This is a genomic window from Gluconobacter cadivus (genome assembly GCF_015244745.1).
Lineage (GTDB): Bacteria > Pseudomonadota > Alphaproteobacteria > Acetobacterales > Acetobacteraceae > Gluconobacter > Gluconobacter cadivus.
This window is the reverse complement of the sequence record NZ_JABCQI010000001.1, coordinates 463493-477764: the sequence shown is the minus strand read 5'-3', so window position 1 is coordinate 477764 and position 14272 is coordinate 463493. Positions and strand designations below refer to the sequence as shown.

General features: G+C 61.1%; 13 protein-coding genes. 11 read left to right on the top strand and 2 right to left on the bottom strand.

What is annotated here, in order from left to right; genetic code table 11:
* Nucleotides 1–61: 61 nt before the first annotated feature.
* Complete coding sequence (gene argJ, locus HKD28_RS02175; RefSeq protein WP_194266670.1) at nucleotides 62–1297, bottom strand: bifunctional glutamate N-acetyltransferase/amino-acid acetyltransferase ArgJ; 1236 nt, start codon at nucleotides 1295–1297, stop codon at nucleotides 62–64.
* Nucleotides 1298–1304: 7 nt separating this feature from the next.
* Nucleotides 1305–2237, bottom strand: a complete 933-nt coding sequence (locus HKD28_RS02170) for a peptidylprolyl isomerase (RefSeq protein WP_194266669.1) — start codon at nucleotides 2235–2237, stop codon at nucleotides 1305–1307.
* Nucleotides 2238–2549: 312 nt separating this feature from the next.
* Here HKD28_RS02170 and secA point away from each other — a divergent pair, with 312 nt between their 5' ends.
* From secA to HKD28_RS02115, 11 genes are all read left to right on the top strand, one after another.
* Entirely contained in the window at nucleotides 2550–5315 is a 2766-nt protein-coding gene (gene secA / locus HKD28_RS02165) for a preprotein translocase subunit SecA (protein WP_194266668.1), read from the top strand.
* Nucleotides 5316–5349: 34 nt separating this feature from the next.
* A complete protein-coding gene (locus HKD28_RS02160) occupies nucleotides 5350–6099 on the top strand; it encodes a YebC/PmpR family DNA-binding transcriptional regulator (RefSeq protein WP_194266667.1) in 750 nt (249 codons plus the stop codon).
* Nucleotides 6096–6602: a crossover junction endodeoxyribonuclease RuvC gene (gene ruvC / locus HKD28_RS02155; protein WP_041111979.1), complete on the top strand. Its 507-nt coding sequence runs from the start codon at nucleotides 6096–6098 to the stop codon at nucleotides 6600–6602. The genes HKD28_RS02160 and ruvC overlap by 4 nt, the downstream gene beginning before the upstream one ends.
* Nucleotides 6599–7201 (top strand): Holliday junction branch migration protein RuvA, encoded by a 603-nt coding sequence (ruvA, locus tag HKD28_RS02150; protein WP_077802342.1) that lies wholly within the window; start codon nucleotides 6599–6601, stop codon nucleotides 7199–7201. Before ruvC ends, ruvA begins: the two co-directional genes overlap by 4 nt.
* Entirely contained in the window at nucleotides 7198–8247 is a 1050-nt protein-coding gene (gene ruvB / locus HKD28_RS02145; RefSeq protein ID WP_194261899.1) for a Holliday junction branch migration DNA helicase RuvB, read from the top strand. The genes ruvA and ruvB overlap by 4 nt, the downstream gene beginning before the upstream one ends.
* A 52-nt stretch (nucleotides 8248–8299) precedes the next feature.
* Nucleotides 8300–8725: a tol-pal system-associated acyl-CoA thioesterase gene (ybgC, locus tag HKD28_RS02140; RefSeq protein ID WP_062029163.1), complete on the top strand. Its 426-nt coding sequence runs from the start codon at nucleotides 8300–8302 to the stop codon at nucleotides 8723–8725.
* Between the two features lie 29 nt (nucleotides 8726–8754).
* Nucleotides 8755–9546 (top strand): protein TolQ, encoded by a 792-nt coding sequence (tolQ, locus tag HKD28_RS02135; RefSeq protein ID WP_194261901.1) that lies wholly within the window; start codon nucleotides 8755–8757, stop codon nucleotides 9544–9546.
* Nucleotides 9547–9549: 3 nt separating this feature from the next.
* Entirely contained in the window at nucleotides 9550–9990 is a 441-nt protein-coding gene (gene tolR / locus HKD28_RS02130; RefSeq protein WP_194266666.1) for a protein TolR, read from the top strand.
* 12 nt (nucleotides 9991–10002) lie between these two features.
* Nucleotides 10003–10998: an energy transducer TonB gene (locus tag HKD28_RS02125; protein ID WP_099285462.1), complete on the top strand. Its 996-nt coding sequence runs from the start codon at nucleotides 10003–10005 to the stop codon at nucleotides 10996–10998.
* A gap of 16 nt (nucleotides 10999–11014) precedes the next feature.
* On the top strand, nucleotides 11015–12376 hold the full coding sequence (tolB, locus tag HKD28_RS02120) for a Tol-Pal system beta propeller repeat protein TolB (protein ID WP_194261903.1): 1362 nt from the start codon (nucleotides 11015–11017) through the stop codon (nucleotides 12374–12376).
* A 104-nt stretch (nucleotides 12377–12480) separates the two neighbouring features.
* Nucleotides 12481–13992 carry a glycoside hydrolase family 32 protein gene (locus HKD28_RS02115; protein WP_194266665.1) on the top strand — a complete coding sequence of 504 codons (1512 nt, stop codon included), beginning with the start codon at nucleotides 12481–12483 and terminating at the stop codon, nucleotides 13990–13992.
* Nucleotides 13993–14272 lie beyond the last annotated feature (280 nt).

Here is a 14272-nt window from a genome sequence, read left to right as displayed (position 1 = left end):
TTTTGCTATCGACAGAGGCGGGGTCGCACAAGCCCCGCTCTCGCTGACGTGTTGGGAGCGTCTAGCTGCGGTAGGAGCCGTTGATGTCGATGTAGCCATGCGTCAGATCGCAGGTCCAGACGCGGGCCTCGCCGTCACCGAGGCCGAGATCGACGACGATTTCGATTTCCTGACCCTTCATATGGGCCACAACCGGGGCTTCGTCGTAATTTTCGACAACGCCACCCTCTTTGGCGATCCATGTTCCGCCAATGGCGACGGAAAGCCGGTCGCGGTCCGCAGGTTCGCCGCTTTTTCCAACGGCCATGACCACGCGGCCCCAGTTGGCGTCCTCGCCCGCGATGGCGGTTTTTACGAGGGGGGAATTGGCGATGCAGAGCGCAATGCGATGGGCGGAGAGATTGCTTTCAGCGCCCGTAACGCCGATGCGGACGAGCTTCGTCGCGCCTTCACCGTCGCGAACCACCATGAGCGCGAGCTCCAGCAGGAGGTCGTTCAGTGCAAGGGTAAACTCGGCGAGAGCGGGGTCGTTGATGTCGTCGATCTCGGGATTGTCAGCCAGTCCGGTGGCGAACAGCATCAGCATGTCCGACGTGGAGGTGTCCGAATCGACGGTGATGGCGTTGAAACTCTGGGAACAGCCCGAGGACAGCAGAGACTGAAGAATGTTCTGCGGCAGTTTCGCGTCGGTTGCGACATAGGCCAGCATCGTGGCCATGTCAGGGGCGACCATGCCCGATCCCTTCGCGATGCCCTGAATGCGGACGGGCGTTCCGGCAATCTTGACGTCCCGACGTGCGGCCTTGGGGAAGGTGTCCGTCGTCATGATGGCGCGGGCGGCATCGGCCCAGCCGTTTTCGTCCAGACCAGCCTTGGCAGCGGGGAGGGCGCCGATAATGCGATCCTGAGGCAGTTTTTCGCCGATGACGCCTGTGGAGGCGAGAAAGACGTCCTGCGGGGGGCAGTCCAGAAGCTGTGCGGTGGCGTCAGCGCAGTCGGAGCAGGCCTGTATTCCGGCGCGACCGGTAAAGACGTTCGCGTTGCCTGCATTGACGAGCAGGGCGCGGGCATAGGGGGTTGTCAGCGCGGTCCGGCACCAGAGGACCGGAGCGCCGGGACAGGCGTTTTTGGTGTAGACGCCTGCCGCGACCGTACCGGGGACGAATTCCGCCAGCATCAGGTCCGTACGGCCCTGATAGCGGATGCCCGCGGCGACGGCGGAAAGCCGCACGCCCGCAATCGTTGCAAGGTCCGGCAGCGGACGAGCGAGCGGAGAGACGGGGAGCGGCTTTGCCATGGTAGTCTTACTTCTTTGCAGGTGCGGCAGCCGGAGCTGCGTCCGGGATAACCTTGCCCTGTGAGTCGTAGTGAACGACCTTCACCTGGGATTCGGCGTTCTGTACGATGTCACGGACCTTGTCGCGGATCAGTTCCTGACGGACCTGGTCGTGGACCTGATCGAAGGTCGGAATCGGGGCCGTGCGGGTCGCGAGAACCTGAATCACATGCCAGCCGTACTGGGTGTGGACCGGCGTCTGGGAGATCGTGTTCGGCTTCATGGCGAAGGCGGCAGCAGAGAAGGCCGGCAGCATGTCAGCCTTCTTGAACCAGCCGAGATCGCCGCCATTTGCGCCAGCTGAGCCCTTGTCTTTGGAAAGCTGTGCGGCGAGCTTGCCGAAATCAGCACCCTTGTTGAGCTGGGCAATGATGTCCTTGGCCTGCGCTTCGCTGTCCACGAGGATGTGGCGGGCGTGGATCTCTTCTTCCGGCTTCTTGTTCGCATAATGCGTCTGATAGAAGTCGTGCAGCGTGGAATCGGTGACCAGCGGGCCGACCTTTTCTTCCAGATAGGCGTTCTGCAGGGCGTTCGCAGAGGCAGCGTCCATGGCGGCCTTCACGTCCGGCTTGCGGCTCAGGCCTTCCTTGTCGGCGGCAATCTGAACGGCCTTCTGGTCAACGAGCTGGTTGACGATCAGCGGGATCAGAACGGACGGCTGGATCTGGCGGGCCTGCGGCGGGAGGTTGCCAGCAGCGCGCTGCACGTCACCGAGCGTGATCTTTGAACCGTTGACGGTGGCGATCAGCATGTCCGGGTTGGCGGCGGGGGCTGCTGCAGGAGCCGTTGCGGCCGGGGCCGCTGCGGGAGCGGCAGCAGGAGCGGCGAAAGCCGTCGATGCCGTAACCGATGTGCCGGCCATGAGGACTGCGAGAGCGAAAGTGGAGCGGGAAAGCCGCATGTGGGACTACCTCGGATGTAACCTGAGAATAAGGATGGTCTGCACCATGACAAAGGCTGGTCCGCCCTGCAAGGGTGCGGTCCGTTACCATTCCTTCACGAGGGTGTCGGATGGGTGCGGTCTACGGGTTTGATGTGACACTGCGATGACAATGCGGACATTTCCTCAAGGTTCTCTGCGGCCTCTCCATTGACCCTACGCGGCCCCGGTCCTATTTCCAGCAGACGTGAAAATCCTGACGGCACGGTGTGCGGGTCTTTCCGGTTCTGGAAAGATCTGGCGTTCCGGGTCTTCGGCATCTCAAGGTTCAGCATGTTCGCACGCCTCGCCCGCGCCCTTTTCGGTTCTGCCAACGATCGCACGCTCAAGGCGTATCAGCGCCGTGTGCCCGAGATCAATGCATTGGAGCCTGCGGTTCAGGCGCTCTCTGACGAACAGCTCCGGCACAAGACGGTCGAGTTCAGGGAGCGGCTTGAGAAGGGCGAAACCCTTGATGGTCTGCTGTCGGAAGCCTTTGCGGTCTGCCGCGAAGCATCGCGCCGGGTTCTGGGCAAACGCCATTTCGATGTGCAGCTCATTGGCGGCATGGTCCTGCATGGCGGTCGGATCGCGGAAATGCGGACCGGTGAGGGCAAGACGCTTGTTGCAACACTTGCGGTCTATCTGAACGCGCTGAGTGGCAAGGGTGTGCATGTCGTCACGGTGAACGACTATCTTGCGCGACGCGATGCCGAGGAAATGTCCGTTCTGTACAGCTTCCTCGGGCTGACGACGGGTGTGATCATCCCGAACCTGTCGGATGGCGAGCGTCGTGACGCCTACGCGGCGGATATCACCTACGGCACGAATAATGAGTTCGGTTTCGACTACCTGCGCGACAATATGAAATATTCGCTCGCCGACATGGTGCAGCGTCCGTTCAACCACGCGATCGTGGATGAGGTGGACAGCATCCTGATCGACGAGGCGCGGACGCCGCTCATTATTTCCGGCCCTGCGGATGACAGCTCCGACCTGTATCGCTCTGTCGATGATGTGGTCGTGAAGCTCGTTCAGGAGCCGGACGTTTACGACAAGGACGAGAAGCTGCGTTCGGTCACGCTGACCGAAGAAGGCTCGCACCGCGTCGAGGAACTTCTGGCGCAGGCCGGGGTGCTTCAGGAAGGCGGGCTGTACGACATTCACAACGTGGCTGTCGTTCATCACGTCCAGCAGTCCCTGCGGGCGCATACGCTGTTTACGCGGGATGTGGATTATATCGTGCGTGAGGGCAAGGTCGTCATTATCGACGAGTTCACCGGTCGTATGATGGATGGGCGCCGCTATTCGGATGGTCTGCATCAGGCGCTGGAAGCCAAGGAGCATGTGGAGATCCAGCAGGAGAACCAGACGCTCGCTTCCATCACCTTCCAGAACTATTTCCGTCTCTACCCGAAGCTGTCCGGCATGACCGGTACGGCCATGACCGAGGCCGACGAGTTCGCCGAAATCTATCATCTCGATGTGGTGGAAATCCCGACGAACCTGCCCGTCCAGCGGATCGACACGGATGACGAGGTCTATCTGACGGCTGCGGAAAAGTTCAATGCCGTGGCCGATCTGATCCGCGATATCCACAAGACGGGCCAGCCCATTCTCGTGGGCACGACGTCCATCGAGAAGAGCGAATATCTCTCCCATATCCTGACGCAGCGCGGCATTCCGCATAACGTGCTCAATGCCCGGCAGCATGAAAAGGAAGCCATCATCGTCGCGCAGGCGGGTGCGCCGGGTGCGATCACGATTGCGACCAACATGGCGGGCCGCGGAACCGACATCAAACTGGGCGGCAATATCGAGATGCTGGTGAAGGCCAGTATCGAGAACGTCGAAGACGAGGCGCAGCGCGAGGCCGTCGAGCAGGACATCCGTGCGAGCGTCGAGGAGCATCACGAGGAAGTTCATAACGCAGGCGGTCTGTATGTGATTGGTACGGAACGTCATGAAAGCCGCCGCGTGGACAACCAGTTGCGCGGCCGTTCTGGCCGTCAGGGCGATCCGGGAAATTCGCGTTTCTTCCTGTCGCTTGAAGACGATCTGATCCGCATTTTCGCCAGCGATCGTATGGGCGCGATGATGCAGAAAATGGGCCTGAAGGAAGGCGAAGCGATCGTTCATCCGTGGCTGAACAAGGCTCTGGAAAAGGCGCAGAAGCGGGTTGAAGCGCGCAATTTCGACATGCGCAAGAACACGCTCAAATATGACGACGTCATGAATGACCAGCGCAAGGAGGTTTACGCCCAACGCCGCGAGTACATGGCGACGGAAGACCTTTCGGGTGTGATCGCCGAACTGCGCGAACACACGATCGAAGATCTGGTCCATGCCCATATTCCCGAAAAATCCTTTGCTGAAGCGTGGGATACGGAAGGGCTGACCCGCGAGGTTTCCCGTATTCTGAACCTGGATCTTCCGATCGCAGACTGGGCGAAGGAAGACGGCATGGATTCTGAAAGCGTGATTGAGCGCATTCAGGCCGAAGCCGCGAAGGCGCAGGCGGCGCGGACGGCCAATATGGGCCCCGAACTGATGCGCCTGATTGAAAAGCAGGTCGTGCTGACGACGTTCGATGCCGTCTGGAAAGAGCATCTGCACGGGCTGGATCAGCTTCGTCAGGGTATTGGTCTGCGGGCGTATGGTCAGCGTGATCCGCTGAACGAGTATAAGCAGGAAGCCTTCCAGATGTTCACGGCGATGCTGGATGACATGCGGGTCCGCGTGACGGAGACGATGTGCCGCATTCAGGCTGTCTCCGAGCCGCCGCCGTTCCCGGTTATCAATACCGAGACGTCCGGCCCATCTGAGGAACCTGCGGGACTGTTCGCGCAGGGCACAACGGGTTCGGAAATTCCGGCGCCGGGTCCGGTGGCGTCTTTCTCGCCTGCAATGCCGTTCACGCCGCGCCCGCAGCCCGTTTCGGCAGGGGTAGAGCCTGATGCCGAGACGCTTCAGCGCTGGAATGCCGAGACGCCGCGCAATGCCCTGTGCCCGTGTGGATCGGGTCTGAAGTTCAAACACTGTCATGGCAGGCTCGTCTGAGCCTCTGACACGACGATAGAGGAAGGAGCGACCGATGGCCGGTCATTCACAGTTCAAGAACATCATGCACCGCAAGGGTGCGCAGGATGCCAAGCGGGCCAAGCAGTTCGCCAAGGTTCTGCGTGAAATCACGGTTGCCGTGCGCTCGGGTCTGCCCGAAGCTGCGTCCAACCCGCGGCTGCGTGCGGCGCTGTCCATGGCGCGCGAAGTCAACATGCCCAAGGACAATGTCGAGCGCGCTATCAAGAAGGCGTCCGGCACGGCGGGTGGCGACGATTATGTCGAAGTCCGTTACGAGGGCTATGGTCCGGCTGGCGTTGCGATCATTGTCGAAGGGCTGACGGATAACCGCAACCGGACGGCGGGCGAAGTGCGCGCAGCCTTCTCCAAGCATGGTGGTTCGATGGGTGAGACGAACTCCGTCTCGTTCATGTTCCAGCGTCTGGGCGTCATCAGCTATCCGCTCGATGTGGCGTCCGAAGACGACATGCTGGAAGCTGCGATCGAAGCCGGTGCGGATAATGCCGTCACCACCGAAGACGGCCATGAAGTCACCTGCGAGATGGAAAATTTCTTTGCTGTCCGCGATGCGCTTGAAAGCCGTTTTGGCGAGCCGCAGTCGTCCAAGCTCGACTGGCGTCCGGAAAACAGCGTGACGCTGGACGAGGACAAGGCACGTTCGGTCATGAAGCTGATCGACGTTCTGGAAGATAATGACGACGTTCAGGCCGTCTACGCGAACTTCGATATTCCTGACGACGTTGCCGAGGCGCTGGCTGCTTGATCCGTCTGATGGGCATTGACCCCGGCCTGCGGTTCATGGGCTGGGGCATCATCGACGTGGACGGCAATCACCTGAAGCATGTGGCGTCGGGTGTCATCGGGACCGATGGGTCCGAATCCGTGCCGCTGCGCCTGTGCGAGCTGCACGGGGCGCTGAAGAAGCTGATCCGCGAATATGCGCCAGCGGAAGCCGCCGTTGAAGAAACCTACGTCAACCGCAATGGCTCTTCGACGCTCAAGCTCGGTTATGCACGTGGTGTTGCTCTGCTGACGCCTGCTTATGAAGGTCTGCCGGTTGCGGAATATGGTGCGATGACGGTGAAGAAATCCGTGGTCGGGACCGGGTCTGCAACCAAGGAGCAGGTGACGATGATGGTGAAGCGGCTGCTGCCGGGCGCGGAAATTCGCAAGGCCGATGCGTCCGATGCGCTGGCCGTTGCGATCTGTCATGCCCATCACCGGGCCAGTGCGGCACATGTCGTGGCCGGAAAGCGGATGGCATGATCGGGCAACTGACTGGACTTGTCGGGCAGATCGAAGGCGAGCGTTGCATCGTGGATGTCAATGGCGTGGGCTATGTGGTGTCGGCCTCGACCCGCACGCTGGCGGCACTGCCCCAGCCGCCATCCGTGGCGCGCGTGCTGATCGAAACGATCGTGCGCGAGGATGCGATCCAGTTGTTCGGTTTTGCGACGACGGATGAGCGGGACTGGTTCCGCCTGCTGACGACCGTTCAGGGCGTGGGCGCGAAAGTGGCGCTGGCGATCCTGTCGGCCAACAGTCCGGGCGAGCTTCTTCTGGCGATCAATGCCGGGGACAAAGGCTCGCTGACGCGGGCTGCGGGTGTGGGGCCGCGTCTGGCGGATCGGATTTTGAGCGAGCTTCGCAACAAGGTCGCGAAAATGCCGGGTGGCGGCGGGACTGTGTCTGCGCCGGGAATCGTCTCCGGGCCGAGTGTCGAGAATGATGCACTGCTGGCGCTTGCGGGGCTTGGCTTCCGACGGGCCGAAGCGTGGCCGGTTCTGAGCAAAGTTCTGGCCGAGAACGAGAATGCGACGCTTGATCTGGCGATCCGTCTGAGCCTGAAGGATCTTGCGCGATGAGTGACATCTATCGCGAAACTGATCCGGCCCGTCAGCCCGAGGATACGGGCGAGGGCGGTTTGCGTCCTGAGACGCTTGCGGACTTTACGGGCCAGAAAGCCAGCCGCGAAAATCTTGCCATCTTCATTGAGGCTGCTAGGGCGCGGGGTGAGGCGCTGGATCATGTTCTGCTGCACGGACCACCGGGTCTGGGCAAGACGACGCTGGCGCAGATCGTCGCGCGGGAACTGGGTGTGGGTTTCCGGGCGACCTCCGGGCCGGTCATCCAGCGGGCGGGCGATCTGGCGGCGATCCTGACGAATCTCCAGCCGCGCGATGTGCTGTTCATTGATGAAATCCACCGTCTTCAGCCTGCGATCGAGGAAGTCCTCTATCCGGCGATGGAAGATTTTCAGCTCGATCTGATTATCGGCGAGGGGCCTGCCGCGCGCTCCGTGCGGATTGATCTGGCGCCGTTCACGCTTGTGGCCGCGACCACGCGGGCTGGTCTGCTGGCGACGCCTTTGCGGGACCGGTTTGGGATTCCGCTACGGCTGGTGTTTTATACGCCGGAAGAACTGCGGGCGATCGTCTCGCGCGGTGCCGTAAAGCTCGGGATGCGCCTGACGGACGATGGAGCCGAAGAAATTGCCCGCCGTTCGCGCGGTACGCCCCGGATTGCCGGGCGTCTGTTGCGCCGGGTGCGTGACTTCGCACTCGTCTCGAAACAGGCCGTTGTGGACCGGGCGTTGGCCGATGCGGCGTTGGGGCGGCTTGAGGTTGACGGGCGCGGGCTGGATGCGATGGATCGGCGCTATCTGAAGCGAATTGCCGAGCATCATCATGGTGGCCCGGTCGGTGTGGAAACACTGGCGGCAGGGCTTGCCGAAGCACGCGATACGCTGGAAGACGTGATCGAGCCTTATCTCATTCAGGAAGGGCTCGTTCTGAGAACGGCGCGAGGGCGGATGCTGGGTGAGGCAGGATGGCGTCATCTCGGTCTTACGCCGCCAGCGAGCCAGGTGGACCTGCTTTCCACGCTGGAGCAGGACGATTCCGCGCCCTGAATGATCCTGAACGCGGTTCGGGAGATGGGCGCACCATGACTGGAGAGACAGTATGGCCACGCACAAGATCAGGTTCCGGGTTTATTACGAAGACACCGACGCAGGCGGCATTGTCTATCACGCGCGCTATCTGGGTTTTGCCGAGCGGGCGCGGAGCGAGGCGATGCGCGATGCGGATGCATCCGTGACAGAACTTCTGAACGATTTTGGACTGGTCTTCGTCGTGCGTCAGGCGGCGATCCGGTATCGCTCGCCACTCCGACTCGATGATGAAATGGAAATCGAGACGGCGCTGGACGCCATGACCCCGACGCGGCTCAAACTTTGTCAGACCGTCCGGAATTATTCCGGGGGTGGCGAAACCGCTACGGTTATCGACGTGGAACTGGCCTGTCTGAGTGCCGTTGACATGAAACCTGCCAAAATTCCGCCTCGCTGGCGTGATGCAGTAAGAAAACTGGAGGCAGGAGAGGTCTGACCCACTTTCCTGTTTCCGCGTGAAGTGCAATGGAGAGTCCTGACCCGCAAGGGACAGGATCTGTACAGGAGAGAACAGTGGATCATGAGGTAAGTTCGAGTGCGCTTGGGGCGGTCGGTGCGACCGGTCTTTCGCCTCTGGACCTGTTCCTGCACGCCTCCATCGTTGTAAAGCTGGTGATGCTGGGTCTGCTGCTGTGCAGCGCTGGCGTATGGGCGATCATTGCGGAAAAAATCATTCTAATCCGTCGCGTCAATCGCGAGGCGACGGAATTCGAGGACCGTTTCTGGTCAGGGGGATCGCTCGACGATCTCTACGAATCCGACGGTGCGCGCCCGACGCATCCGATGGCGGCCGTCTTCGGCGCGGCCATGGGCGAGTGGCGCCGTTCCGCCCGAATTGGCGGCATCGACCTGTCGCGGGGTGGCGTGCGCGAGCGCGTAGACCGCGCCATCGACATCACCATCATGCGTGAGAACGATCGTCTGACGCGCCGCCTGATTTTCCTCGCGACGATCGGCCCGGTGGCGCCGTTTGTCGGTCTTTTCGGAACGGTCTGGGGCATCATGCATTCGTTCGCGTCCATCGCGCAGATGCACAACACGAATCTTTCCGTTGTGGCGCCGGGTATTTCCGAAGCCCTGTTCGCAACGGCCATTGGTCTCGTGACGGCTATTCCGGCCTATATTGCCTATAACGGTCTGAGCAACTCATTCGAGAAGTTCACGGATCGTATGGAAGCCTTCGGCACCGAGTTCGCGGCTATTCTGTCGCGTCAGTCCGAGGAACGTGCGGACGATACGACCGGCGGGAAGGCCTGAACCATGGGGATGTCTGCGGGAGGACGGGCTGGAGGAGGCGGACGCCGCAAGCGTCGGCCCGCCTCGGAAATCAACGTCACGCCACTGGTGGACGTCATGCTGGTGCTGCTCATCATTTTCATGGTGACGGCGCCGATGCTGACCAGTGGTGTCAATGTGGATCTGCCGAAGACGGATGCCAGCCCGGTCAATTCGGATTCCAAGCCGATCACGGTCTCTCTGAAAACGGATGGTTCGCTGTATCTGGGAGACCAACCGGTGACGTCCGACCAGTTGATCGAGCAGCTCAAGGCGCAGTCGCAGAACGATCCGACCCATCGCATCTTTGTTCGTGCTGATGCCCATATCGACTACGGACAGGTGATGCAGGTCATGGGCCAGATCACGTCGGGCGGTTTCACGCATGTTGCGCTTCTCGCGCAGCAGCCCCAGAGCGGCCAGTAAGAGGCGCCTGCCGTGGTCCGTCCACGCCGCTCTGACAACAGGCGCTTTCGTCATGCGCTTTACGGATCAGTCGCCATTCATCTGGGGCTGATCGCGTATCTGATTGTTCAAATCCCGCCGGAAAAACCACCCGAACCGCCTGAACCACCCACGGTGCAGATGGAGTTCGAGCAGGCTGGCCCGCCGACCCATCCGGTCAAGGCCGATCATCCGGCTCCTGCGCCCGCTCCGGCTCCCGCGCCTGTGAAGAACGAGGCCCCTCCGTCTCCGACGCCTCCTCTGAAAGCGCCGACGGAAGAGCCGCCTCCGCCACCTCCGCCGCCCCAGCCTGTGCCGCCTCCGCCGGAGACGCCGCCGCAGAAGCTGCCGGATATCAAGCTTCCGCCGAAAATGACGGATGAGTCCCCGCAGCCTGTGCCAGCGTCGCCGCCCACGCCGTCACCACCGTCGAAATCGACGATGGTTGCGCCGCCGAGCCCGCAGACACAGAAAGCCGACAAGCTGCCGGATATGCCGAAATTTTCGCATATGACGCAGCCGAACGCGGCCAAGAAAACGGAAGCGGACAGTCATTCGCTGCTGGCAACGCTGGATAATTTCCGCGCCGATCAGAAGCAGACCCATGCGCCGACCGCAAAGGCCAATCCTCCACAGGGTGGTGCGCCGAACGGAGGCGGTGTGCCGAACGGCGACATTACGAAGTCGCTGTCCATGGCGGATCAGAAAGCCATCGGCGGCTCCGTGCGCCGTTGCTACACTGAAGATACCGAAGCACGGAACTATGCGAGTTTTGTCGCGCATATGGTCGTGACCGTCGACGCGACCGGTGAGGCGCGGATTGTCAAATTTGCGCCTGATACGGCTGCGAAAATGGCATCCGACCCGTCTTACCGCGTTCTGGCGGAGCGGGCGCGGGATGCGGTGCTGAGCCCCACCTGTGCCCATCTGCCCATTCCCTCCAAGATGCTTGGTCAGACGCATGAGCTGCGTTTTGTCTTCAGGCCGTAATCCACGAGGAAGTCTCATGTCCTTCATTCCCGATACCGACGCCGAGGCCCTGAGCGCGCTGTTTTCGCGCCGCTCCGTTCTGGGAGCCACCGCTGCTGGTGGCCTTCTGGCAACGCCTCTGGCCGCTTTTGCCCAGTCCGCAGCTGCCTCTGGCCCCGGTGAGGCTGAAATTACCGTCGATCAGGCCCGTCAGGAGCCGATCCCCATTGTCATCCCGAATTTCGGGGCAGGCTTGGGTGAACAGATTTCCGGTGTCATCACGTCCGACCTGAACGGCACCGGCCTGTTCAAGGTCATGAGCGGCGACGTGCCGCCCGGCTCCACGCCCGATTTCAGTGCACTCAAGGCGCAGGGGGCTCGTGCGGCCGTTTCCGGACAGGCGATCGGTTCGGGCAGTGTGCGTGTTGAGATGCGTCTGTGGAACGTGCTGTCCGGCCAGCAGCTTCAGGGCACGGCTTACACGGCCTCGACGTCCAACTGGCGTCGCATCGCGCATATTATCGCGGATGTGATTTATGAGCGGATGCTGGGCGAGAAGGGCTATTTCGACACCCGCATCGCCTATATCGCCCGCACCGGCCCGCGTCATCATCAGATCACACGTCTGGCCCTGATGGATCAGGATGGTGCCAACGAACGGATGCTGACGAACGGCGAATGGCTGACGCTGACGCCGCGCTTCAACCCGGTGCGCGACCAGATTGCGTTCATGTCCTACGCCAACAATCGTCCGCGCGTGTACCTGTTCGATCTGGCATCCGGTCGTCAGCAGATTCTGGGTGAGTTCGCGGGCATTTCCTTTGCCCCGCGTTTCTCGCCGACCGGCGGTTCCGTCGTGCTGTCCGCTACGCGTGGCAGCGGGTCGGATATTTTCATTGTCGATCTGGCCTCGCGTGCAAAGCGTCAGATTACCAATTCCAATGGCGCAATCGACACCAGCCCGTGCTTCAGCCCGGATGGCAGCCAGATCGTGTTCAACTCGGATCGCGGTGGCAGCCCGCAGCTCTATATCATGAGTGCGTCGGGTGGTCCGGCGAAGCGGATTTCCTATGGTACCGGCCAGTATGGTTCGCCGGTCTGGTCCCCGCGTGGAGACCTGATCGCCTTTACGCGCATCGGCGGCGGCGGATTCTCGCTCGGGGTGATGAACCCGGATGGCAGCGGTGAGCGTATTCTGACGCAGGGCTTTACCGTTGATAGCGCGACCTTCTGCCCCAATGGCCGTGTGCTGGCGTTCTGCCGCCAGAGCGCAGCCGGTGCGGGCGGTGCGGGCTTTGCATCGGGGATCGGGACGATCGATATTACGGGCTTTAACGAGCGTCCGATCCGGACCTCGACGGGTGCGTCCGATCCGGCCTGGTCACCGCGCAACGGCTGAGGCTGTGTTCCGCGCTTCCGGTTCGGGGGCGCGGATTTGCAAAAGGGTGGGGAACCCTTTTTCCTGTAGGGCGTCGCAAAGACTGCTTGAACAGGAGAATTCCCATGTCCCTTCAGGAGACACGGCAGTGGCGTCCGCTGCTGCATTATGCCCCGGCCCGGAACTGGATGAATGATCCGAACGGGCCGATCCTGATTGATGGTGTGTATCACCTCTTTTACCAACACAATCCGGTCGAGCCCGTCATGGGCTATATTTCCTGGGGTCATGCCACCAGCCGTGATCTGCTGCATTGGGAAGAGCAACCGATTGCGCTGCCGTCCACACCGCAGGAGCAGATCTATTCCGGCACGGTGATTTATGACCGAGACAATCGCAGCAGTCTGGGAACAGACGAAAATCCTCCGCTTCTAGCGCTCTACACCAGCGTATTCCGCGACATGCCGGGCGAGCAGGAAGACGGCACCCAGGCGGTTTCGGTTGCGGTCAGTCTGGATCGTGGAGCGAACTGGACCCGCTACGCTCACAATCCGGTTCTGACGCTCGATCCGGTGTCCCGGAATTTCCGGGACCCGGCACTGTGCTGGTATGAAGAGGGCGGATACTGGGTGCTGACGGCGGTCGAGGCCGAACAGCAGGTGGTCAAGCTCTTCCGCTCCACCGATTTTCTGCACTGGGAGTTCCTCAGCGACTTTCGGCCGCCCGGCTATCATACGCCGGACATGCTGTGGGAAGTACCGGTTCTGACGCGGCTCCCGATTGAGGGGGAGGCTGGGGCTTCCGGCTGGGTGATGATCGTCAGCGTCAATCCCGGTGGTCTGACAGGTGGATCTGGGACGTTCTATTACGTCGGAGAGTTCGACGGCACGATCTTCACGCCCGCAGAGCAGCCAACGGCCACAGATGATCCCTGGCAGTATCGTTGGATGGATTATGGACCGGACAATTATGCGATTGTCTGCTTCGCCGGAACGCCCACACCCGTCAGTATCGGCTGGATGGGCAACTGGAACTACGCCAACCAGACGCCGACCGTTCCATGGCGCGGCCAGATGACGCTTCCGACGCATCTGTCCCTTGTGCGGCAGGAGGACGGTACGCTTTTGATGAAGCAAAACCCAGTCAGTCTTGGCGCTCCGGTCGAGGTCTTTGTGGCCAGCGACATCCGCCCGGAAGCAGAAGTGGTCTGGAAGCTTCCCGATAGCGTTGCGGACTGTACGGATTTCGCGGATGCGGTGCTTGAACTCCAACTGGTTATTGAGCCTGACGGAGACGTGGCGGTGCTGACTGTGGCGGCGACGGAGGATGGCATGTTTGGCACCGAGATCCTCTACGACCCCACACGTCGGGAACTGGTTGTAGACCGCAGTCGGTCAGGGGTTTTGGTACCGGACACGACCTTTACGACGCGGCATGTGGCACCCCTTCCTCCACAGGATGGGGGTGTTCGTCTGAGAGTTATTGTGGACCGGAGTTCGGTCGAGATTTTCGCGGCTGACGGACTCGTCAGGATGACGGAGGTGGTCTTTCCCTCTCCTCATGCTACGACTGTAACGCTGGGCAGCTACGCAGGCAGCGCATGTTTCAGGAGCGTGAAAGCACGCTGGTTTCGATGATGTGGCAGAATTCTGCCACATTCTTCAGAATAGCTGTGACATTTATGCCGAAATTTCTGGTTCCGATTATGAATCGAACTTTTCACATTTAACCGGCGTTAACACGGCACTTGACCGGTGATTCGAGTCATGAGTATGGGCGCTTATGGCCACTGATTTTCAAGGTTGGCATGCAGGGATCGGAACCGATTCCTGTCTGTTCCGAACAGGAAAGAGGTGGTCCGGAATAACGCGGCATTTTCCGCATTCGGTTCCCGCTGTGGGGCCGTTCTCAGGATTG

What these genes read in the sequence shown, in the direction of transcription:
- argJ (WP_194266670.1), bottom strand. Translation starts at nt 1,297, where the DNA reads ATGGCAAAGCCGCTCCCCGTCTCTCCGCTCGCTCGTCCGCTGCCGGAC.
- HKD28_RS02170 (WP_194266669.1), bottom strand. Translation starts at nt 2,237, where the DNA reads ATGCGGCTTTCCCGCTCCACTTTCGCTCTCGCAGTCCTCATGGCCGGC.
- secA (WP_194266668.1), top strand. Translation starts at nt 2,550, where the DNA reads ATGTTCGCACGCCTCGCCCGCGCCCTTTTCGGTTCTGCCAACGATCGC.
- HKD28_RS02160 (WP_194266667.1), top strand. Translation starts at nt 5,350, where the DNA reads ATGGCCGGTCATTCACAGTTCAAGAACATCATGCACCGCAAGGGTGCG.
- ruvA (WP_077802342.1), top strand. Translation starts at nt 6,599, where the DNA reads ATGATCGGGCAACTGACTGGACTTGTCGGGCAGATCGAAGGCGAGCGT.
- ruvB (WP_194261899.1), top strand. Translation starts at nt 7,198, where the DNA reads ATGAGTGACATCTATCGCGAAACTGATCCGGCCCGTCAGCCCGAGGAT.
- ybgC (WP_062029163.1), top strand. Translation starts at nt 8,300, where the DNA reads ATGGCCACGCACAAGATCAGGTTCCGGGTTTATTACGAAGACACCGAC.
- tolQ (WP_194261901.1), top strand. Translation starts at nt 8,755, where the DNA reads ATGGAGAGTCCTGACCCGCAAGGGACAGGATCTGTACAGGAGAGAACA.
- tolR (WP_194266666.1), top strand. Translation starts at nt 9,550, where the DNA reads ATGGGGATGTCTGCGGGAGGACGGGCTGGAGGAGGCGGACGCCGCAAG.
- tolB (WP_194261903.1), top strand. Translation starts at nt 11,015, where the DNA reads ATGTCCTTCATTCCCGATACCGACGCCGAGGCCCTGAGCGCGCTGTTT.
- HKD28_RS02115 (WP_194266665.1), top strand. Translation starts at nt 12,481, where the DNA reads ATGTCCCTTCAGGAGACACGGCAGTGGCGTCCGCTGCTGCATTATGCC.